The organism is Celeribacter naphthalenivorans (genome assembly GCF_020524585.1).
Lineage (GTDB): Bacteria > Pseudomonadota > Alphaproteobacteria > Rhodobacterales > Rhodobacteraceae > Celeribacter > Celeribacter naphthalenivorans.
The window spans coordinates 130,953-149,956 of the sequence record NZ_JAIVLK010000008.1 but is presented as its reverse complement, the minus strand read 5'-3'; the positions used below and the strand labels follow the sequence as shown (position 1 = coordinate 149,956).

General features: G+C 60.2%; 18 protein-coding genes. 8 read left to right on the top strand and 10 right to left on the bottom strand.

Annotation, left to right across the window (positions count from 1 at the left end):
- Positions 1–14 precede the first annotated feature (14 nt).
- Genes LC094_RS17565 through LC094_RS17555 form a run of 3 tightly spaced genes read left to right on the top strand, consistent with a single transcriptional unit; the run spans position 15 to position 2,427 of the window.
- On the top strand, positions 15–941 hold the full coding sequence (locus LC094_RS17565) for a bifunctional riboflavin kinase/FAD synthetase (RefSeq protein ID WP_226554100.1): 927 nt from the start codon (positions 15–17) through the stop codon (positions 939–941).
- Entirely contained in the window at positions 938–1,387 is a 450-nt protein-coding gene (locus tag LC094_RS17560; protein WP_226554099.1) for a YcgN family cysteine cluster protein, read from the top strand. The genes LC094_RS17565 and LC094_RS17560 overlap by 4 nt, the downstream gene beginning before the upstream one ends.
- Positions 1,387–2,427: a threonine aldolase family protein gene (locus tag LC094_RS17555; RefSeq protein WP_226554098.1), complete on the top strand. Its 1,041-nt coding sequence runs from the start codon at positions 1,387–1,389 to the stop codon at positions 2,425–2,427. Before LC094_RS17560 ends, LC094_RS17555 begins: the two co-directional genes overlap by 1 nt.
- A 122-nt stretch (positions 2,428–2,549) precedes the next feature.
- On the opposite strand, the gene LC094_RS17550 is transcribed toward LC094_RS17555, so the two are convergent.
- Positions 2,550–3,161: a 2-hydroxychromene-2-carboxylate isomerase gene (locus LC094_RS17550; RefSeq protein WP_226554097.1), complete on the bottom strand. Its 612-nt coding sequence runs from the start codon at positions 3,159–3,161 to the stop codon at positions 2,550–2,552.
- Positions 3,162–3,285: 124 nt separating this feature from the next.
- Between LC094_RS17550 and LC094_RS17545 the strand changes: the two genes are divergently transcribed.
- A complete protein-coding gene (locus LC094_RS17545; RefSeq protein WP_226554096.1) occupies positions 3,286–4,302 on the top strand; it encodes a ribose-phosphate pyrophosphokinase in 1,017 nt (338 codons plus the stop codon).
- Between the two features lie 87 nt (positions 4,303–4,389).
- Here the strand turns inward: LC094_RS17545 and LC094_RS17540 are convergent, their stop codons facing one another.
- The 7 genes from LC094_RS17540 to LC094_RS17510 all read right to left on the bottom strand — a co-directional run bounded on the left by LC094_RS17540 (position 4,390) and on the right by LC094_RS17510 (position 10,104).
- Positions 4,390–4,737 carry an H-type lectin domain-containing protein gene (locus tag LC094_RS17540; RefSeq protein WP_226554095.1) on the bottom strand — a complete coding sequence of 116 codons (348 nt, stop codon included), beginning with the start codon at positions 4,735–4,737 and terminating at the stop codon, positions 4,390–4,392.
- Positions 4,738–4,811: 74 nt separating this feature from the next.
- On the bottom strand, positions 4,812–5,165 hold the full coding sequence (locus tag LC094_RS17535) for a hypothetical protein (RefSeq protein WP_226554094.1): 354 nt from the start codon (positions 5,163–5,165) through the stop codon (positions 4,812–4,814).
- A 74-nt stretch (positions 5,166–5,239) separates the two neighbouring features.
- Positions 5,240–5,650 (bottom strand): ATP synthase F1 subunit epsilon, encoded by a 411-nt coding sequence (gene atpC, locus LC094_RS17530; RefSeq protein ID WP_167602557.1) that lies wholly within the window; start codon positions 5,648–5,650, stop codon positions 5,240–5,242.
- 21 nt (positions 5,651–5,671) lie between these two features.
- The gene (gene atpD, locus LC094_RS17525; RefSeq protein ID WP_226554092.1) at positions 5,672–7,096 is read right to left on the bottom strand and encodes a F0F1 ATP synthase subunit beta; all 1,425 of its coding nucleotides are present in this window, start codon (positions 7,094–7,096) and stop codon (positions 5,672–5,674) included.
- Between the two features lie 18 nt (positions 7,097–7,114).
- Complete coding sequence (locus LC094_RS17520) at positions 7,115–7,987, bottom strand: F0F1 ATP synthase subunit gamma (RefSeq protein ID WP_226554091.1); 873 nt, start codon at positions 7,985–7,987, stop codon at positions 7,115–7,117.
- Between the two features lie 18 nt (positions 7,988–8,005).
- Positions 8,006–9,544 carry a F0F1 ATP synthase subunit alpha gene (gene atpA, locus LC094_RS17515; RefSeq protein WP_226554090.1) on the bottom strand — a complete coding sequence of 513 codons (1,539 nt, stop codon included), beginning with the start codon at positions 9,542–9,544 and terminating at the stop codon, positions 8,006–8,008.
- Positions 9,544–10,104 carry a F0F1 ATP synthase subunit delta gene (locus tag LC094_RS17510; RefSeq protein ID WP_226554089.1) on the bottom strand — a complete coding sequence of 187 codons (561 nt, stop codon included), beginning with the start codon at positions 10,102–10,104 and terminating at the stop codon, positions 9,544–9,546. Before LC094_RS17510 ends, atpA begins: the two co-directional genes overlap by 1 nt.
- 604 nt (positions 10,105–10,708) lie before the next feature.
- Here LC094_RS17510 and LC094_RS17505 point away from each other — a divergent pair.
- The gene (locus LC094_RS17505) at positions 10,709–11,986 is read left to right on the top strand and encodes a hypothetical protein (RefSeq protein WP_226554088.1); all 1,278 of its coding nucleotides are present in this window, start codon (positions 10,709–10,711) and stop codon (positions 11,984–11,986) included.
- 37 nt (positions 11,987–12,023) lie between these two features.
- On the opposite strand, the gene LC094_RS17500 is transcribed toward LC094_RS17505, so the two are convergent.
- Positions 12,024–12,773: a class I SAM-dependent methyltransferase gene (locus LC094_RS17500; protein WP_226554087.1), complete on the bottom strand. Its 750-nt coding sequence runs from the start codon at positions 12,771–12,773 to the stop codon at positions 12,024–12,026.
- A gap of 63 nt (positions 12,774–12,836) precedes the next feature.
- Here LC094_RS17500 and gloB point away from each other — a divergent pair, with 63 nt between their 5' ends.
- The 3 genes from gloB (at position 12,837) to LC094_RS17485 (ending at position 17,263) form a co-directional block, all read left to right on the top strand.
- Complete coding sequence (gloB, locus tag LC094_RS17495; protein WP_226554086.1) at positions 12,837–13,625, top strand: hydroxyacylglutathione hydrolase; 789 nt, start codon at positions 12,837–12,839, stop codon at positions 13,623–13,625.
- A gap of 254 nt (positions 13,626–13,879) precedes the next feature.
- Positions 13,880–16,213, top strand: coding sequence for an ATP-dependent Clp protease ATP-binding subunit ClpA (gene clpA, locus LC094_RS17490; RefSeq protein WP_226554085.1), 2,334 nt, complete (start codon positions 13,880–13,882; stop codon positions 16,211–16,213).
- A 69-nt stretch (positions 16,214–16,282) separates the two neighbouring features.
- Positions 16,283–17,263 carry a M23 family metallopeptidase gene (locus tag LC094_RS17485; protein WP_226554084.1) on the top strand — a complete coding sequence of 327 codons (981 nt, stop codon included), beginning with the start codon at positions 16,283–16,285 and terminating at the stop codon, positions 17,261–17,263.
- A 117-nt stretch (positions 17,264–17,380) separates the two neighbouring features.
- On the opposite strand, the gene LC094_RS17480 is transcribed toward LC094_RS17485, so the two are convergent.
- The gene (locus tag LC094_RS17480; RefSeq protein WP_226554083.1) at positions 17,381–19,003 is read right to left on the bottom strand and encodes a peptidoglycan -binding protein; all 1,623 of its coding nucleotides are present in this window, start codon (positions 19,001–19,003) and stop codon (positions 17,381–17,383) included.
- Position 19,004 lies beyond the last annotated feature (1 nt).

Genomic DNA, 19,004 nt, shown 5'->3' with positions numbered 1-19,004 from the left:
TCGCGAGGAGCCCCATGCAGATTTACACGCACTGGACCGACATTCCCGAAGAGGCCAAAGGCTGTGCCGCAGCGATTGGCAATTTCGATGGTGTACACCGTGGCCATCGCCATGTGATTGATCTTGCGCGCGCGCATGGCCCGCTGGGCATCGTCACCTTCGAGCCGCATCCCCGTGAATTCTTCGCCCCCGGCGCCCCGCCCTTTCGCCTGATGAATGCCTCATCAAAGGCCAGCCGTTTGGCGAAACTCGGCGTCGAGCAATTGTTCCAACTGCCATTCAACGCCGAACTGGCCGCCATGACGCCTGAGAGATTTGCCCGAGAGATCATCGTCGAGGGGCTGGGTCTTAAACATGTGGTTGTTGGCGCGGACTTCCATTTCGGCGCGAAACGCGCGGGCAAGGTCGAGGATCTTCAACGTTTTGGCGAAGAGATGGGCTTTGGCGTCACCGTCGCCGAGCTTTTGGAAACCGACAGCGGCATTTCTTCGTCCTCTGCGATCCGTGTCGCGCTCTCGGAAGGCGCGCCCGAGAAAGCCGCCGAAATGCTGGGCCATTGGCACCGGATCGAGGGCAAGGTCGGTCATGGCGACAAACGCGGGCGCGAGCTGGGCTTTCCGACCGCGAACATGTCGATCGAAGGGCTGCACGCACCGAAATTCGGAGTCTATGCGGTGCTGGTCGATGTGCTCACGGGGCCGCACAAAGGCACCTATCAGGGCGCGGCGTCCTTGGGCGTAAAACCGACCTTCGGCGCCAATATGCCCTGTTTGGAGACCTTTATCTTCGACTTTTCCGGCTCGCTTTACGACGAAGACCTCTCGGTCGCTTTTGTCGAATATCTGCGTCCTGAGCTTGTGTTCACCGGGCTGCAACCGCTCATTGATCAGATGGATCTCGATTGCGCCCAGGCGCGCGCGATCCTTGAGGCGCTGGAATGAGCAAACGCGAGCGCTTTTGGGAAACCGTGCCTCTGACGAAGATGTCGGAGGAGGAATGGGAAGCGCTCTGTGACGGTTGTGGCAAATGCTGCCTCAATAAGATCGAGGATGCGGACACGGGCGAGGTCTATCTGACCCGTGTCGCCTGTCGGTTGCTCGACGATCAGTCCTGCCAATGCGGGCAATATGAGATTCGCAAAAACCTCGTGCCGGAATGCATCCGCCTGAGCCCCGAGAACATCGACAGCCACGCCTATTGGATGCCCACCACCTGTGCCTATCGGTTGTTATGGAAGGGCCGCCCCCTGCCCGACTGGCACCCGCTTTTGACCGGCGACCCGGAAAGCGTGCATGCTGCGGGCGTCTCTGTACGGGGCATGACCGTACCGGAATTCGAGGTCGATGAGGACGATTGGGAAGACCATATCATCGAGGAACCGACCTGATGTTTTTCGGGTCTGACAATACCTCCGGCGTGCATCCGAAAATCATGGAGGCCTTGGCCCGCGCCAATGACGGATACGCCGCGCCCTATGCCGGGGATCGTTGGACGGCGGAGCTGACGGAACGGTTGCGCGACATGTTTCAGGCGCCTGATGCGCTGGTCTATCCGATGGTGTCTGGCACCGGGACGAACGCCGCGCTTTTGGCGGCGATGACGCCGCCCTGGGGCATCATCTATTGCCATAAGACCGCACATATCGAGGTGGACGAGCGCAATTCCGTGCCGTTTTATTCGGGCGGGGCGAAGCTTAAACTCTTGTCCGGCGCAGGCAGCCGCATGGTGCCGGAAGAGCTGCGCAAGGCGGTGCTTGGCGACAGTGGTGACGACATCCACGCCAGCCCGCCCGCCGCCGTCTCTTTGACCAACCTCACGGAATTCGGCGAGCTCTATCGCCCGACGGACATTGCCGCATTGGCCGAGGCCGCGCGCCTGCCGCTGCACCTCGACGGAGCACGTTTTGCCAACGCTATGGCCGCGAGCGGCGCGACACCTTGGGAAATGACGCGTGAGCTGTCGGCGCTTTCTCTGGGGGCCACGAAGACCGGGGCGATGGGCGCCGAGGCGGCTGTGATCTTCGATCCCGCTTATCAGGAGGCCTTTGAAAGCCAGCGGATGCGCGGCGGGCATAACCTCTCGAAATCCCGCTATATTTCGGCGCAGATTCTGGCTTGGCTGGAGAATGATCTTTGGCTGGAATTGGCCGCTCAGGCCAATGCGATGGGCGCACGTCTGGCGAAAGGCATCTCGGAAATCGGGGGCAATCTGGCCTATACCGCCGAGGGCAATCTGGTCTTCGCCCGCCTGCCCCGCAAGATGCATGTCAAAGCCAAAGCAAAAGCAAAAGGGGCGGTCTATCACCTCTGGGGGCCGAACACGGCTCTGGCAGGTGATCCGGAGGAGCCGCTTTTGGCGCGGTTTGTGGCGAGCTGGTCGACGACAGAGGCCGATGTGGACGCGCTATTGGCGGCTCTGGCGGACTGAAGCGCGCCAGAACCACATAGCTTGCCTCTTCGCCCTCTTTCATCTCGCATTAAGGTTAATCAGATTAAAGTTAACGCGAGAGAAAGAGGCGCGAAACGTATCGGCTCAAAGGGCTGGAACGCTCACAAGGTTCCGAGATAGTCGTCCAACATGTCCAAACGATCCTGCCCCCAAAACCGCTCATCCGTGTCAGTGACGATGAAGAAGGGCGAGCCAAACACCCCCGCCGTCATCGCATCCTCGAGATTGCTCGGGTAAAGCTCCGCCCCCGTCAGCATACCGGTCATCGTCAGCATCGGATCGAAACCCGCCTGCTGCAGCGCCTCGGTGATGACCGCATCCTCGGAAATGTCTTTATCATCACGCCACATTGCGGCGGACAAGCCGTTCACCAGCTTTCCAAGATCGCCGTCGCTTCCCTTCCGCACCGCCTCTTGAGCCGCGATCAGCGCATAGGATGCCGGGGCCACATTCGTCGGCCAGAAGGGCGGCGTGAGGTTCATCGGCAACCCGGATTTTGCCTTGAACCGTTTCAGCTCCTGCATCCGGTAGATCTTGCGGCCCTCAGGACGTTCGGAGGGCCGTGGCGCCCCAAGACGATCAAATGCCGTCAACAGATCGAAGGGCTTGTAGGTGACAGTCGCCCCATGTTTTGCCGCGATCTTTTCGAGCCGCCCGTCCGAGAGGTATATCCATGCAGACAAAAATGAAAAATAGTAGTCGATATGTGCCATTTGCCCCCTCCTCGGGACGCTCGGGATGTTTCCAAAAACCTAGCCGGGTGGTAAGCGGTGTCAACGTTACGATTCCGTGACGACCCCCGCGCCACATCCGCCAAACACTCTGGGAAAAGCTGCCATGCCCACATCTCATGAACCGAAACTCATCTCCGGCAATGCCAACCGCACGCTGGCGAATTCCATTGCCCGCCGTCTGTCGATGCACCGCGGCATGTCGATCGACCTGTGCGATGCCCGCGTCGAGCGGTTCAACGATGGCGAGATTTTCGTCGAGGTCTATGAAAACGTGCGCGGCGAAGACATGTTCGTGGTTCAGCCGACGTCCAACCCGGCAAACGACAACCTCATGGAATTGCTGATCATCACCGATGCGCTGCGCCGCTCGTCGGCCGGTCGCATCACCGCCGTGATCCCTTATTTCGGTTACGCCCGTCAGGACCGCCGCACCAAGGCTCGGACGCCGATCACCGCGAAACTCGTTGCCAATATGATGGTCGAAGCGGGCATTGAACGCGTGTTGACCCTCGACCTGCACGCCACACAGATACAGGGGTTCTTCGACATTCCGGTGGACAACCTCTACGCCTCGCCGGTCTTCGCGCTCGACATCAAACATCATTTCAAGGACGGGCTGAGCGACATCATGGTCGTCTCCCCGGACGTTGGCGGCGTGGCCCGGGCCCGCGAGTTGGCCAAACGCATCGACGCGCCGCTGTCTATCGTCGACAAACGCCGCGAAAAGCCGGGTGAGGTCGCCGAGATGACCGTCATCGGCTCCGTCGAGGGCAAGAAATGTATCATCGTCGATGACCTTGTCGACACGGCAGGTACGCTCTGCAAAGCCGCCGATCTGTTGATGGATCACGGCGCCGCCGAAGTGCACGCTTATATTTCCCACGGCGTGCTGTCCGGTCCCGCCGTGGAGCGCGTAACCAATTCCAAGCTCTCATCTTTGGTGATCACCGACTCGATCGAGGCCAATGAAGCCGTCGCCGCCTGCAAGAACATCCGCATCGTGCCGACCGCGCCCCTGTTCGCGCAGGCGATCATCAACACCTGGAACGGCACCTCCGTATCGTCGCTGTTCGAAGACAAGACGCTCGTGCCGCTCTACGAGGGTGTGTATCACCCGTAAGCTGCTGAGACGCTCATAGAAAAAGGCGCGCGGGGCTTTCCCGGCGCGCCTTTTTTCATGTGCATTTTTCAGACCCGGGAGCGGCTCTCAGACCTCCCAGTCGTCCTCATGACGCACCGGCCCGAAGGCGGTCCAATCGGCACGCACACGGGCGATTTTCGTGTCGCCCCAGGTGCGGAAGACGATGACAAAGCCCTCCTCCGACACCATCTCCGCGGAAATATCGACGCGGTGGTTGGTGCTCTGATCAATGTCCAACATCGACAGGCTCACCTGCACCAGAGGCGGGCGCAGGTACGGCTCATCAAAGTCCACCACACGGCGCAGCTCACGCGGGCCTTTGCCGGTCCACATCGCGCCGCCGTCCTGAAAATCGGAAAAAAGCACAAAGGACCCTTGCGAGATCCCGAGCTGATGACTGTCTATTCTAAGCATTGATCTTTTCTTGTCCCCCGAGAGGCAGATTGCCCCGAAATGCGCAGAAAAGGGAAGGGGGAAACGTTAACGCCTCAAACCTTCGGCTTGCCCGCATGTTTGGTGCGGATTTTGGCGATCACGTCGGGAGCTTCGATACGGGTCAGCTCCTTGTCCGCCTCCCCTGCCATCTCTATGCCATGGGTGGCGCAAAGCGAGGCGAGGGTCACCATGACACCGCCGACTTCTTGCGCCGCATCACCTTTGGCACGAGAGAAGACGTAATCGACCAGCTCATGGACCGAGGCCTGCGTCATACCCAGAGATTGCACCAGCTCCAGAGCCTCCTCCAAAAACCGCCGGTTGCGCTCCGCCCTGTCCATCGCGATCTCTTCGCCGAAACACGCCACGACCCAGTCGTGCACACGGGGTTGAAACGCGTCATCCATCTTCAAATCCTTTGCAGCCAATAAAAAAGCCCCGCATTTCGGCGGGGCCTTTCCAAATCACGTGTCACAGCCAATCAGAGATTGGTGTGGAACCCGAGGTCTTCGGCGATGTGGAAGAGGTCGGACAGGAACGTGTGGGTCTCTGCCTGATCTTCTTGCGACGCCTTGTCATGTTCGGCGCGGGCTTTCGCGATGAGATCGGTGACGATCTCTTGCGACATTTCCCCACGCGGCAAAGCCACCTCAGCCAGCACGGAGATGTTCTCCGGCGCCAGTTCGGCAAACCCGCCCGTCACGATGAATTCCATCTCACCTTCCGGCCCGTTCACGATCAAGCGACCGGGACGCAGGGTGAGGATGGTGGGCTCGTGGCCCGCCATCGCTGTCAAACGGCCTTCGGAACCCGGGATCTGGACCTGCTCCACTTGGAGAGACGCAAGTTTGCGCTCGGGAGAGACGAGATCAAATTGGACTGTAGCCATCAGAGGCCTCCTTCCGGGTTAAAATTAGGCAGCTTCTGCAGCCAGTTTCTCGGCTTTTTCGAGCACTTCCGCGATGCCGCCAACCATGTAGAAGGCTGCTTCCGGCAGGTGGTCGTATTCGCCGGCCACAACCGCCTTGAAGGACGAGATCGTGTCTTCGAGCGGAACCTGCACACCGTCGGAGCCGGTGAACACTTTCGCCACGTCGAACGGCTGGGAGAGGAAACGCTGGATTTTACGGGCGCGGGCCACGGTCAGCTTATCTTCTTCCGACAGTTCGTCCATGCCGAGGATGGCGATGATGTCCTGCAGCGACTTGTAGCGCTGAAGGATGTTCTGAACCTGACGTGCGACGTTGTAGTGCTCTTCGCCAACGATCTGCGGATCGAGGATACGCGAGGAGGAGTCGAGCGGGTCCACAGCCGGGTAGATGCCGAGCTCGGAGATCGCACGGTTGAGAACGGTGGTCGCGTCCAAGTGAGCAAAGGTCGTGGCCGGTGCCGGGTCGGTAAGGTCATCGGCGGGCACGTACACAGCCTGGATCGAGGTGATCGAGCCGTTCTTGGTGGAGGTAATACGTTCCTGCATCGCACCCATGTCGGTGGCCAGCGTCGGCTGGTAGCCCACAGCGGAGGGGATACGGCCGAGAAGTGCGGACACCTCGGAACCGGCCTGCGTGAAGCGGAAGATGTTGTCCACGAAGAACAGAACGTCGGTGCCGGACTGGTCACGGAACTGCTCAGCGAGCGTCAGACCGGTCAGAGCCACACGCGCACGGGCGCCCGGAGGCTCGTTCATCTGACCGTAAACCAGAGCCACCTGAGACTCCTCGAGGGCGTCCGGCTTGATGACGTTGGATTCGATCATCTCGTGGTAAAGGTCGTTGCCTTCACGGGTCCGCTCACCCACACCAGCGAACACGGAGAAGCCCGAGTGCACTTTTGCGATGTTGTTGATGAGTTCCATGATGAGAACGGTTTTACCCACGCCTGCACCACCGAAGAGACCGATCTTACCACCTTTGGAGTAAGGTGCGAGAAGGTCGATCACCTTGATGCCGGTGACGAGGATGGAGGTTTCGGTCGCCTGTTCGGAGAACTCCGGGGCTTCCGCGTGGATCGGACGACGCTCGGTCGCGTTGACCGGGCCTTTTTCGTCGACCGGCTCACCGATCACGTTGAGAATACGACCAAGCGTCGCGTTGCCCACCGGGATGGTGATCGGGCCGTTGGTGTCGGTCACTTCCTGACCGCGCACGAGACCTTCGGTCGCGTCCATAGCGATGGTGCGGACCGAGTTTTCGCCGAGGTGCTGAGCAACTTCGAGAACCAGACGGTTGCCGTTGTTGTCGGTTTCAAGCGCGTTGAGAATGGCGGGGAGCTCGCCGTCGAACTGTACGTCGACAACGGCGCCAATCACCTGCGTGATCTTGCCTTTGGACTGTGCCATGTTTCTTTACTCCGGGTCTTAGAGCGCTTCAGCGCCCGAGATGATTTCGATAAGCTCGTTGGTGATGACGGCCTGACGCGAACGGTTGTATTCGATCGTCAGCTTGTCGATCATGTCGCCTGCGTTGCGGGTGGCGTTGTCCATAGCGGACATCCGCGCGCCCTGTTCGGAGGCACCATTTTCCAGCAACGCCGAGAAGATCTGCGTCGCCACACCGCGCGGCAGAAGGTCGGCCAGAATGCCTTCCTCGGAGGGCTCGTAATCGTAGAGCGAGCCACCGGCATCCCCATCGGTCTCATAGGCCGCCGGGATGATCTGTTGCGCAGTCGGGACTTGGGTCACGACGTTCAGGAATTTGGCATAGAAGATCGTCGCCACGTCAAACTCGTCGGCATCGAAACGGGCCAAAAGGTCCTTCGCGATGTCCTGCGCGTTGGCGTAACCGATTTTCTTCACCTCGGTCAGGTCCACGTGAGCGACGAAAAGGGACGCATAATCACGCTTGAGCTGTTCACGGCCTTTCTTGCCGACGGTGAGAATTTTCACCGTCTTGCCTTGGCCCTGAAGCTCGGCGATGCGGGTTTTCGCCAGTTTCACGATGTTGGTGTTAAAGCCACCACAGAGACCCTTTTCAGAGGTCATGACAACGAGCAGATGCACATCGTCTTTTCCGGTCCCGGCAAGAAGCCGGGGCGCGGTATCGGAGCCACCAACCGAAGCCGACAGCGACCCGAGCACAGCGTTGAAACGCTCTGCGTAGGGACGCGAGGCCTCAGCCGCATCCTGTGCCCGCCGCAGTTTCGCGGCGGCCACCATCTGCATGGCCTTGGTGATCTTGCGCGTGGATTTCACGCTCGCGATCCGGTTTTTGAGATCCTTGAGGTTGGGCATTTAAGCTGTCCTTCAGGATTAAGCGTAGGTTTTGGCGAATTCGTCCAGAACCGCTTTGAGCTTGTCAGCAGGCTCGCCTTTGATCTTCGGATCTTCGTCGGTGATCCACTGAAGAACGTCGGCTTTCTGGTTGCGCAGGAAGTCGAGCAGCTTCGCCTCATAGGCGCCCACTTCGGACACCGGGATGCTGTCCAGGTAGCCGTTGGTGCCAGCGAAGATGACGCAGACGATCTCGGCGTTGGTCAGCGGCGCGTATTGCGGCTGTTTCATCAGCTCGGTCAGACGCGCACCACGGTTCAGAAGCTTCTGGGTTGCGGCGTCGAGGTCGGAGCCGAACTGAGCAAACGCAGCCATCTCACGGTACTGAGCGAGCGACAGTTTCACCGGGCCAGCCACGGAGGACATGGCTTTGGTCTGAGCCGAGGAGCCCACGCGGGACACGGACAGACCGGTGTTCACAGCCGGACGGATACCTTGGTAGAACAGTTCCGTTTCGAGGAAGATCTGACCGTCGGTGATGGAGATCACGTTGGTCGGAATAAACGCAGACACGTCACCGCCCTGGGTTTCGATGATCGGCAGAGCCGTCAAGGAACCAGCGCCGAAATCTTCGTTCAGCTTCGCGGAACGCTCGAGCAGGCGCGAGTGGAGGTAGAACACGTCACCCGGGTAAGCTTCGCGGCCCGGCGGACGACGCAGAAGCAGGGACATCTGACGATAGGACACAGCTTGTTTGGAGAGGTCATCGTAGATGATCAGGGCGTGTTTGCCGTTGTCGCGGTAGAACTCGGCCATCGCGGTTGCGGTGTACGGAGCCAGGTACTGCATCGGCGCCGGGTCGGACGCGGTCGCGGCGACGACGGTGGTGTATTCGATCGCACCGGTTTCTTCGAGCTTTTTGACGAGCTGAGCAACGGTGGAGCGTTTTTGACCGATGGCCACGTAGATACAGTAGAGTTTCTTGTTCTCATCGCCACCAGCAGCGTCGTTGTAGGACTTCTGGTTGAGGATGGCGTCGAGAGCCACGGCGGTTTTACCCGTCTGACGGTCGCCGATGATCAGCTCACGCTGGCCACGACCGATCGGGATCATCGCGTCCACGGACTTGAGGCCGGTGGCCATCGGTTCGTGCACGGATTTACGCGGGATGATGCCCGGCGCTTTGCTGTCGGCGATGCGACGCTCGGTGGCGGCGATGGCGCCTTTGCCGTCGATCGGGTTGCCCAGACCGTCGACCACACGGCCGAGAAGCGCGTCGCCAGCCGGCACGTCCACGATGGACTTGGTGCGCTTGACGGTGTCGCCTTCTTTAATGTCACGGTCGGAGCCGAAGATCACGACGCCGACGTTGTCGGATTCGAGGTTGAGGGCCATCCCGCGGATACCACCGGGGAATTCGACCATCTCACCGGCCTGAACGTTATCGAGGCCATACACACGCGCAATACCGTCACCGACGGAGAGCACGCGGCCCACTTCAGCAACTTCGGCCTCTTGGCCAAAGTTTTTAATCTGCTCCTTAAGGATCGCAGAAATTTCAGCTGCCTGGATTCCCATTATCCGACCTCTTTCATTGCATTCTGGAGGGAGTTGAGCTTGGAGGCGATCGAGGTATCGATCATCTTCGAGCCCACCTTAACGACAAGACCGCCGATGAGAGCTTCATCCACGGTCGCATTGATGTTCACGTCCTTGCCAAATTTCTCGGAGAGGGTCTTGGCAAGTTTGGTGGTCTGGGTCTTGGTCAGCGCTTTTGCGGACACGACCTCGGCGGTCACTTCGCCACGCTCTTCGGCAAGAAGGGCGCTCAGAGCAGCGACGAGCTGCGGCAAGGCAAAGAGACGGCGGTTTTGCGCCATCAGAGCCAGCGTGCTGGACACGAAGTCCGTCAGACCGGCCTTTTTGGCAATTGCGGTGATCGCGGTTTCCATCTCTTCACGCGAATACACGGGCGAAGTGATGAGAGCCTTGAGATCGTCACTCTCGGAGAGCGCTGTCGACAGCGTCGCCACGTCCCCTTCAAGTGCCGCGATGGCATTGCTTTCTTTGGCCAGTTCGAAAACGGCCTTTGCGTAGCGTGCGGCGATGCCGCTGGAGATCGAAGCTGGTTCGGACACGTCCACCCTTCCGATGTCTTAGGGCCCTCCCCCTTCTGCCCCGTTTTCGGGGTCATACATGGAGGTAGAGCAGCTTGATTGACCCGCACGCGAACCGCGCAGGCAACAAAATCAGCGTGGATGTAGCAGAGCCTCAACATTGCCGCAACCTTGTTGCGCCAGTTTAGCGCCAACAGATTGAAACTCTGCGGCCTGAGTTTTCAGGGCTTTAGGGGATTTCCGCAGTCCGGCTCTGTGGCGGGGCGCAAAAAAATTGCTGTCGGGTTGCGGATTCGTCTCACGAAACCGTGTGATTCCTTTCGAAGACCCTGAGAGGCAACTCAACCGCATGCTCACGCAACTGACGTGCCGGTCTGCTCAGTGGCGCTCTGTGCCAAACCCGCCGATCAGCCCCGCGCCCTTCGGAATTGCACCCGGAGATGGCAACAATCTCGGAGCCGCCACAAGCATTGATGCGCAGGACAAACCAATCTCGAGACCGTCGCGAACCATGACATCTTACCTCAGGGAAAACCCTTGAAATTTCACGGTATCGCCATAGAGTCGCGGCGATTTTTAACCATGATTGCGACCATTTACAGGGCCCGTTAGGGAGTTTTTTGAAATGATTTGGATTCTTTTAATGGGGTTGGCCGGACCTGCGATGGCCTGGGGCCTGTACGAAGCGTTTACCGACGATGACGACGATCATGAGGATGATGACAGCCCCGGCAACAACGCCCCGCCCCCGAATGATCAGGGTGACGACGATGATGGCGATGGGGACGACGATGGGGACGACATAGACGAGGGCGATGGCGCGGAACCGATCTGGGATTGGTCCGAACCCCATGTGATCTCCGAAGACACCACGATCACCCTGACGCAAGCCGACATTGATGCCATCACGGAGTATCGCGCCTCTCTCGACAGCCTGCCCGATACGCCAGACACCCCGGACCCCGGCCCTATTTTCGAAATTGTCGGGGACGCCCAGCTCACGATCAATTTTGCCGATGACCTTGAAGGCACGCTTTCGAACACGACGGAAACAAGCAGCACGTCGGACGGGGGTGAAGGTTGGGGAATCGAAACAGCCACTCTCTCCTCCAACGTCTACTACACGCCGGAGGATGCCGAGGAGGGAGACGATCCTCTCTTCCTCTTTGAGGCGACCACGATCAGGCTTTCGACACAAGAGAATGGATCCTGGGAAGACTTCTACCAAGTGGACGTCGATTTCGATCAGGTGATCCTCGACCCGTCCGACTTCGAGAGCTTTGAAGCGCAGCCGAGCTTGCCCGATGGCATCGAAATCGGAGCTGATCACTATCTCATTTTGGACAAGGAAACGCTCGACGACACGCAGACGGATTATCTGCATGACGCGGAAGACCTCGAAGACGTGCTGAACAATCCGGAGGGCTACCACTGGACCTCGCCCGACGATCTTGTCGCGCCGGAGGGGCAAAATCTGTTCAGCACCTGGGATTTTGCGGACTCGACGCTGTCCAATGGTGAAGTCGTCACCTTCACACACGACGACATCGACGCGCTGATCGAAGACCGGACCACCGTCGAGCTCTATTCCCTCGCGAATGGCGAGAATGTCACCCTGGACTTCCCGGACGATCTGGACGGCAATATCGTCGCCCTCGATTTCTCTACTGGCACAGAAGGGTACGATTATGCGGAATTCACCCTCTACGTCCTCACCGATCAAACCGACCTGACCGCAGATGATGTGCTCTGCATCATGACCAATGATTCCCTCGTTCACGTCGAAATCAAAGATGAGAGCATCACCCCCCTCGTCGTGGTCGGCACGCATAGTGAAATCTACGACACCAACACTGGCGACGACGGCTTTAATGACAACTACGGTACGGTGACGGTCACCTAAGACACGCGCAAGGTTTAGACCGGTTCGCCACACGCCTCTAAACCGGCTTCGCCTCGGGCACGGGGCGGAGCCCTTCAAGCACGCCCCCCTTGCGCCGCACCGCTTCGGGCGTGCCGGAGCCGGTTTTGGCATAGACCTGTTTCGAGGCCTCGACCACCAGAACGCCCCCCGCAAGGGCCGTCGGCATCTGACGCCCGATCCGCTCCCAGACCGGCCCCCAGCGTTTCCAAAAGCGTTTATGGGACGGCGGTTGAAACAGCACGGCGGCGTGGCGTTCCGGCAGAAACCGCGAGCGTCGCAGTTGCAGCTCGAGCTGGCTGAGACTGTAGGGCCGCCCATAGCCAAACGGCGTGCTGTCGGAACGCGACCACAATCCGCCCCGGTTCGGCACCACAAAGAGCGCCTTGCCCCCCGGCCCCAACACCCGCCAGCATTCTTCCAACAAGGCATCCGGCGCGTCCGAGGTCTCAAGCCCGTGCATCACCACCAGCTTGTCAACGAATCCGGTCTGGAGCGGCCAGCGCGTCTCCGGGCACAGCGCCGAGACATTCGGCATCCCCGCCGGCCAATGCATCACGCCCTGTTGCTCGGGCATCAAACCGATCACCCGACGCGCGTCCGAGAGATAGGGCCTGAGCAACGGCACGGCAAAGCCAAAGCCCGCCACGGTCTGACGTTCGGCATCGGGCCAGAAGGCCACAACCTGATCCCGGATCGCGCGCTGTGCGGCGCGGCCCAATCCGGTCCGGTAGTAGAAATTTCTCAGCTCAACGACGTCGAGATGCATTGCAATCCGCGGGCCTTCCCCAAATGTTAGGACCACCATAGACGCAAGACGCGGGAGAACGCCATGCCAGAGATCAAGCCGGAGATCAGACCAGAGATCGTCACCCTTGCCGCCCTGTCGGACAATTACGATTTCCTCGTCCACGACCCGGCCAGCGGGCGCACCGCGCTGGTCGATGCCGCCGATCCGGCGCCGGTGCTCGATGCGCTTTCCGAGCGCGGCTGGACGCTCGATGAGATTTGGCTCACTCATCACCATTGGGATCATGTGGATGGCACGCCCGGGCTGGTCGAGGCGACCGGGGCCGCGGTCACTGGCGCCAAGGCCGATCAACACCGCCTGCCGCCGCTCACCCGCGTCGTGGAACCGGGGCAAAGCTTTGTCTTCGCCGGCCATGAGGTGCAAGTTCTCGCCGCCGATGGTCACACATTGGGCCACATCGCCTATCACATCCCCTCCGCCAAAGCGCTGTTCTCCGCCGATAGCCTCATGGCGCTCGGCTGCGGGCGCCTGTTTGAGGGCACGCCTGCGCAAATGTGGGAGACGCTCTCGCGCTTCGCCGCCCTGCCCGAAGACACCGTGGTCTATTCCGGCCACGAATATACCGCCTCGAATGCCCGTTTCGCACTCACCATCGAGCCCGAGAACACGGCGCTCATCAATCGCGCCAAAGCCATCGACGCGGCGCGCGCAAATGGCGAGGCCACCGTGCCCTCACCACTGTCTCTGGAACTTGCGACCAACCCCTTCCTGCGCGCAGGCCTCACCACCGTGAAGCAGGTTCTGGGCATGGAGGACGCCACAGATGCCGAGGTGTTCGCCGAAATCCGCGCCCGCAAGGACTCGTTTTAATGCAGGCACAGAGGTCCGTTTGCCCCCTTGCTTTCCTGTCAAGTAAACTTACATAGTTTCATGGAAAACAGGGGTTCCCCCCAAACAAAGCGCTCAAAACTTGACGCCTCACAAAAATTTACCCCCGTTAACCATTTTTTTGCTTGAAGCGCGCGCGTTTCAATCGAACTTTAAGAGTATCAGGCCAAAACTTAGGGGGCGGGCCGCAAAACATGCCCCCTTAGAGACCCCGAATGCGAAGGAGCACCCCCAACGTGCCGTCATTTTCGAACACCCTTGAGCAAGCCATCCATGCAGCCCTGGCGCTGGCCAACGCCCGCCGCCACGAACTTGCAACCCTGGAACACCTGTTGCTGGCCCTGATCGACGAGCCCGACGCGGCCCGCGTGATGCAGGCCTGCAATGTCGAGCTTGAGGAGCTGCGAAAAACCCTTCTGGATTATATCGAGGACGATCTTTCGACGCTCGTCACCGATGTCGAAGGCTCCGAGGCCGTGCCCACCGCCTCGTTCCAGCGCGTGATCCAGCGCGCCGCGATCCATGTCCAATCCTCGGGCCGCACCGAGGTGACCGGCGCCAACGTGTTGGTCGCGATCTTTGCCGAGCGCGAATCCAACGCCGCCTATTTCCTGCAGGAACAGGATATGACGCGCTATGATGCGGTGAATTTCATCGCGCATGGCGTCGCGAAAGACCCGGCCTTTGGCGAACAACGCCCGATCACCGGCTCGGACGAGCATCAGGAAGAGACCCAAAGCGCGCAGCCGCAATCCTCTGGCGAGGACAAAGAGTCGGCGCTCGCGAAATACTGTGTCGATCTCAACAAAAAGGCCGCCGAGGGCGATGTCGATCCGCTGATCGGCCGTGCCCATGAGGTCGAGCGCTGCATTCAGGTGCTCTGCCGCCGCCGCAAGAACAACCCGCTTTTGGTGGGCGATCCGGGCGTGGGCAAAACCGCCATCGCCGAAGGTCTGGCCAAGAAAATCGTCGACGGCGAAACCCCTGAGGTTCTGTCCAAATCCACCATCTTCTCGCTCGACATGGGCGCGCTTTTGGCGGGCACCCGCTATCGTGGCGATTTCGAAGAACGCCTGAAAGCGGTTGTCAAAGAGCTCGAAGATCACCCGGACGCCGTGCTGTTCATCGACGAGATTCACACCGTGATCGGCGCGGGCGCCACCTCCGGCGGCGCGATGGATGCCTCCAATCTTTTGAAGCCAGCGCTTCAGGGCGGCAAACTGCGTTGCATGGGTTCCACGACCTATAAGGAATTCCGCCAGCATTTCGAAAAAGACCGCGCGCTGTCGCGTCGGTTCCAGAAAATCGACGTCAACGAACCCTCGGTCGATGATGCGGTGAAAATCCTTCAGGGTCTCAAACCCTATTTCGAAGAGCACCACGACATCCGCTACACGGCAGATGCGATCAAAACCGCTGTGGAGCTGTCCGCGCGCTACATTCACGACCGCAAACTGCCCGACAAGGCGATCGACGTGATAGACGAAGCAGGCGCGGCGCAACATCTCGTGGCTGAAAGCAAACGTCGCAAAACGATCTCTCCGAAAGAAATCGAAGCGGTCGTGGCCAAGATCGCCCGCATCCCACCGAAAAACGTCTCCAAAGACGATGCCGAAGTGCTGAAAGATCTCGAAAACACGCTCAAACGCGTTGTTTTCGGTCAGGACAAGGCCATCGAGACGCTCAGCTCCGCGATCAAACTGTCGCGGGCGGGCCTGCGCGAGCCGGAAAAACCCATCGGCAACTACCTCTTCGCCGGTCCGACCGGTGTGGGCAAAACCGAGGTCGCGAAACAGCTGGCTGACAGCCTTGGCGTGGAGCTTTTGCGCTTCGACATGTCGGAATACATGGAGAAACACGCGGTCTCCCGTCTGATCGGCGCGCCTCCGGGCTATGTCGGTTTCGATCAGGGCGGTCTTTTGACCGATGGCGTCGACCAGCACCCGCATTGTGTGCTTTTGCTCGACGAGATCGAAAAGGCGCACCCGGATGTCTACAACATCCTGCTGCAGGTGATGGACAACGGCAAGCTGACCGATCACAACGGCCGCACCGTCGATTTCCGCAACGTGATCCTGATCATGACCTCCAACGCGGGTGCGTCCGAACAGGCGAAAGAGGCCATCGGTTTTGGCCGCGACCGTCGCGAGGGCGAAGACACCGCCGCGATCGAACGGACGTTTACGCCGGAATTCCGCAACCGTCTGGATGCTGTGGTGTCCTTCGGCCCGCTGCCGAAAGAGGTCATCTTGCAGGTCGTCGAGAAATTCGTGCTGCAGCTTGAGGCCCAGCTTATGGACCGCAACGTGCACATCGAACTCACCCGCCCGGCCGCCGAATGGCTCGCCGACAAGGGCTACGACGACAAGATGGGCGCGCGTCCGCTGGGTCGTGTCATTCAAGAGCACATCAAGAAACCGCTCGCCGAAGAGCTTTTGTTCGGCAAGCTGTCGAAAGGCGGCGTGGTCAAGGTGGGCGTCAAGGATGGCGACATCGAGCTGCGCATCGAAGAGCCGGGTGCCCCGCGCATCGGACGGTCGAAAAAGCCGCCACTTCTGACCGCAGAGTGATTTGAAAACAAAAAAGCCCCGTCTTGAGATACCTTGACGGGGCTTTTTATTGCCGTCAGCTTGGCCCTCATGACGAAACCGCTTTTCCTTCTTGGCCTTATCGCCCCCCTCCTCGCCGCGCCCGCGCTCGCGCGGGACCCGGTGCTGTCGCCACCCATCGACTGCACGCTGGGCGACACATGTTACATTCAAAGCTATGTCGACACCGACCCCGGTCCGGGGGCCGCTGATTTCACCTGTGGCACGCTCTCCTATGACGGTCACAAAGGTACGGATTTCGCCCTGCCCGCCGTGGTGGACCTCTGGAAAGGCGTGATCGTTCTGGCCTCCGCCCCCGGCACCGTCACCGGCACCCGCGATGGCATGGAGGATTTCCCGCAAGGCGTTGAGGGCGCGCCAGACATCACCGGCAAGGAATGCGGCAACGGCGTTGTGGTCGACCATGGCGACGGCTGGGTCACGCAATATTGCCACATGATGAACGGGAGCATCGCGGTCAAAGAAGGCGACCGGGTATCCTCCGCGACGGTCCTCGGTCAGGTTGGCCTGTCGGGCCTGACGCAATTCCCGCATGTGCATCTTTCCGTGCGCCACAATGGCAAAATCGTCGATCCGTTTAACCCCACAGGCACCGTCGCCTGCGGGCCGGACGCGATCATGAGCGGCACGCTTTGGGACCGCGATATGGTCTATCAGGCGGGCGGCCTTCTGGACGTCGGCATCGACACGAAAGTCCCCGAATATGAGGCGATCAAGGCGGGCACGGCGGGCGCCACTGGACTCACCGCCCAAAGCCCCGCGCTTGTCGTCTATGGCTTTGCCTACGGCAGCCGCGCGGGCGATGTGCTGCGCCTGTCCATCTTTGGCCCCGAGGGCGAGGTGATCAGCCAGGACGCCGAACTCGACAGATCTCAGGCCCAACTGTTCCGCGCCATCGGCAAACGCAATCCCGGAAGCTGGCCCGTGGGCGGCTATAGCGCGACGGTGCAGATGCTCCGCGACGGCACCGTCATCGACCAGCGCGAAACCCGGTTTCAGATCGCACCTTAAAGCGTTTCTGCTTAAACCTGTTTCCTGGTTTGAGCAGAAACGCAGTGCAACGTCGAAGCGGAGCGTGCGTTTTGACTTTACGTGATAGATCAAGTTAAAGTCGAAACGCTTTCGGGCTTATTTCTCCGTGAGTTTCAACTCGATCCGCCGGTTCTGCGCCAGAGCCTCCGGACTGTCGCCCTCGGCCACCGGTTGATATTCGCCAAAGCCCGCCGCGACCAGACGCGAGGGATCAAAGCCCAAATCTTCGGACATGTAGCGCACCACGGACAGTGCGCGCGCCTGCGACAGCTCCCAGTTGTCGCGGTACTCGCCGGTGCCGGACAAAGCCGTCTTGTCGGTGTGCCCATCCACACGAATAACCCAGTCGATCTCCGGCGGAATCTCCGCCGCCACCTCCGACAAAATCCGCGCCACACGCGCGATCTGCGTCTTGCCCAAAGGTCCGAGCTCCGCAGAGGCCGGTTCGAACAACACCTCGGAGGAGAACACAAAACGGTCGCCGACGATGCGCACGCCCTCACGGTCGCCCAGAATTTCGCGCATCCGACCGAAGAATTCGGAGCGGTAGTTTTGCAAAGACCGGGCCTCTTCCTCCAACCGCTTGCGCTCCGCCTCTTCCAAAGCCGCCCGCGCCCGTTCTTCAGCTGCCACCTGCGCCAGTGCCGCGTTCAACCGTTGTGTCAGGCTGTCGATTTGAACCTCGTTCTCTGCATCCGCCGCCGTGCGAACATCGAGCGTCGATTGCAGCGCCGCCAATTGTTCACGCATCTGCGCCACCTGCGCATTCAAAAGCGCCAGTTTGCGCTCTGCTTCTGCCGATTTCGCCTCTTCCTCCGAGAGCGCCGCCTGCGCCGTTGCCAACAAAGCGGCCTGTTTTTCGCGCTCAGACATGTCTTGATCGAGCTGCGCCTGAATGTCATCGCGCGCGGTGCGGCTTGCGGCCAAAAGCGTCAGGGTCTCCTCGGCCTCCTTGCGCGCCTCTTCCAGGGCGAGGCTCATCGCCGTCAGCTCCTCATCCGCACCGGAAAACCGGTCCCTGAGCGCCTGCATCGCCGCCGCATCGGCCAGACGGTCCTGTTCCGCCTGCGACAATTCGGTCTGCGCGGCCTCCAAAGCGGCCTGACGATCCGCCGCCTGCGCACGCAAATCTGCAACCAAAGCGTCCAGAGCCTCACGCCGGGCCGCCGCAAGTCGGGCCTCCTCGGTGGCTGCGTCGATCTCATCGCGGGCTTTCGCAAGCGCCAGCTGCGCCGCCTCTTGCTCCGTGATCAACTGCGCCCTGGCTGCTTCCAGATCGTCGATTTGCGCGGCCAGTTGTGCCCCCTCGGTCAGCGCCGCGTCGCGTTCCGCGAGCAGGCTTGCAACTTGGTCCTCGAAGGATGCGATCCGTCCGGTCAGCGTCGCATTCTCGGCCTGAAGCCCCGCGATGGCCTCCGCCTGTGCCTCCGCCCTCCCACGCAGATCAGAGAGCGTCGCGTTCAACGTGCCGATTTGAGTCTCGAGGCCAAGGTTTTTCTGTTGCTCCATGCCGAGCGCATCGGCCAGTGCGTTCAGTTCCGCGCTCAAGGCATCGAGTTCATGTTCCTGCCCGGAGATTTGATCGCGCAGCATGGATTGCACGACCATGAAGATCGTCAGAACGAACATCAGAACCAGCAAAAGCGCCGTCATCGCGTCGACAAACCCCGGCCAGATCGAGCCAGACATACGATGAGAGGAGCGGCGCAAAACGGCCATG

What these genes read in the sequence shown, in the direction of transcription:
- LC094_RS17565 (WP_226554100.1), top strand. Translation starts at nt 15, where the DNA reads ATGCAGATTTACACGCACTGGACCGACATTCCCGAAGAGGCCAAAGGC.
- LC094_RS17555 (WP_226554098.1), top strand. Translation starts at nt 1,387, where the DNA reads ATGTTTTTCGGGTCTGACAATACCTCCGGCGTGCATCCGAAAATCATG.
- LC094_RS17485 (WP_226554084.1), top strand. Translation starts at nt 16,283, where the DNA reads ATGACGAAACCGCTTTTCCTTCTTGGCCTTATCGCCCCCCTCCTCGCC.
- LC094_RS17505 (WP_226554088.1), top strand. Translation starts at nt 10,709, where the DNA reads ATGATTTGGATTCTTTTAATGGGGTTGGCCGGACCTGCGATGGCCTGG.
- LC094_RS17520 (WP_226554091.1), bottom strand. Translation starts at nt 7,987, where the DNA reads ATGCCCAACCTCAAGGATCTCAAAAACCGGATCGCGAGCGTGAAATCC.
- atpD (WP_226554092.1), bottom strand. Translation starts at nt 7,096, where the DNA reads ATGGCACAGTCCAAAGGCAAGATCACGCAGGTGATTGGCGCCGTTGTC.
- LC094_RS17540 (WP_226554095.1), bottom strand. Translation starts at nt 4,737, where the DNA reads ATGCTTAGAATAGACAGTCATCAGCTCGGGATCTCGCAAGGGTCCTTT.
- LC094_RS17500 (WP_226554087.1), bottom strand. Translation starts at nt 12,773, where the DNA reads ATGCATCTCGACGTCGTTGAGCTGAGAAATTTCTACTACCGGACCGGA.
- LC094_RS17560 (WP_226554099.1), top strand. Translation starts at nt 938, where the DNA reads ATGAGCAAACGCGAGCGCTTTTGGGAAACCGTGCCTCTGACGAAGATG.
- LC094_RS17550 (WP_226554097.1), bottom strand. Translation starts at nt 3,161, where the DNA reads ATGGCACATATCGACTACTATTTTTCATTTTTGTCTGCATGGATATAC.
- LC094_RS17535 (WP_226554094.1), bottom strand. Translation starts at nt 5,165, where the DNA reads ATGGATGACGCGTTTCAACCCCGTGTGCACGACTGGGTCGTGGCGTGT.
- atpA (WP_226554090.1), bottom strand. Translation starts at nt 9,544, where the DNA reads ATGGGAATCCAGGCAGCTGAAATTTCTGCGATCCTTAAGGAGCAGATT.
- LC094_RS17545 (WP_226554096.1), top strand. Translation starts at nt 3,286, where the DNA reads ATGCCCACATCTCATGAACCGAAACTCATCTCCGGCAATGCCAACCGC.
- gloB (WP_226554086.1), top strand. Translation starts at nt 12,837, where the DNA reads ATGCCAGAGATCAAGCCGGAGATCAGACCAGAGATCGTCACCCTTGCC.
- LC094_RS17480 (WP_226554083.1), bottom strand. Translation starts at nt 19,003, where the DNA reads ATGGCCGTTTTGCGCCGCTCCTCTCATCGTATGTCTGGCTCGATCTGG.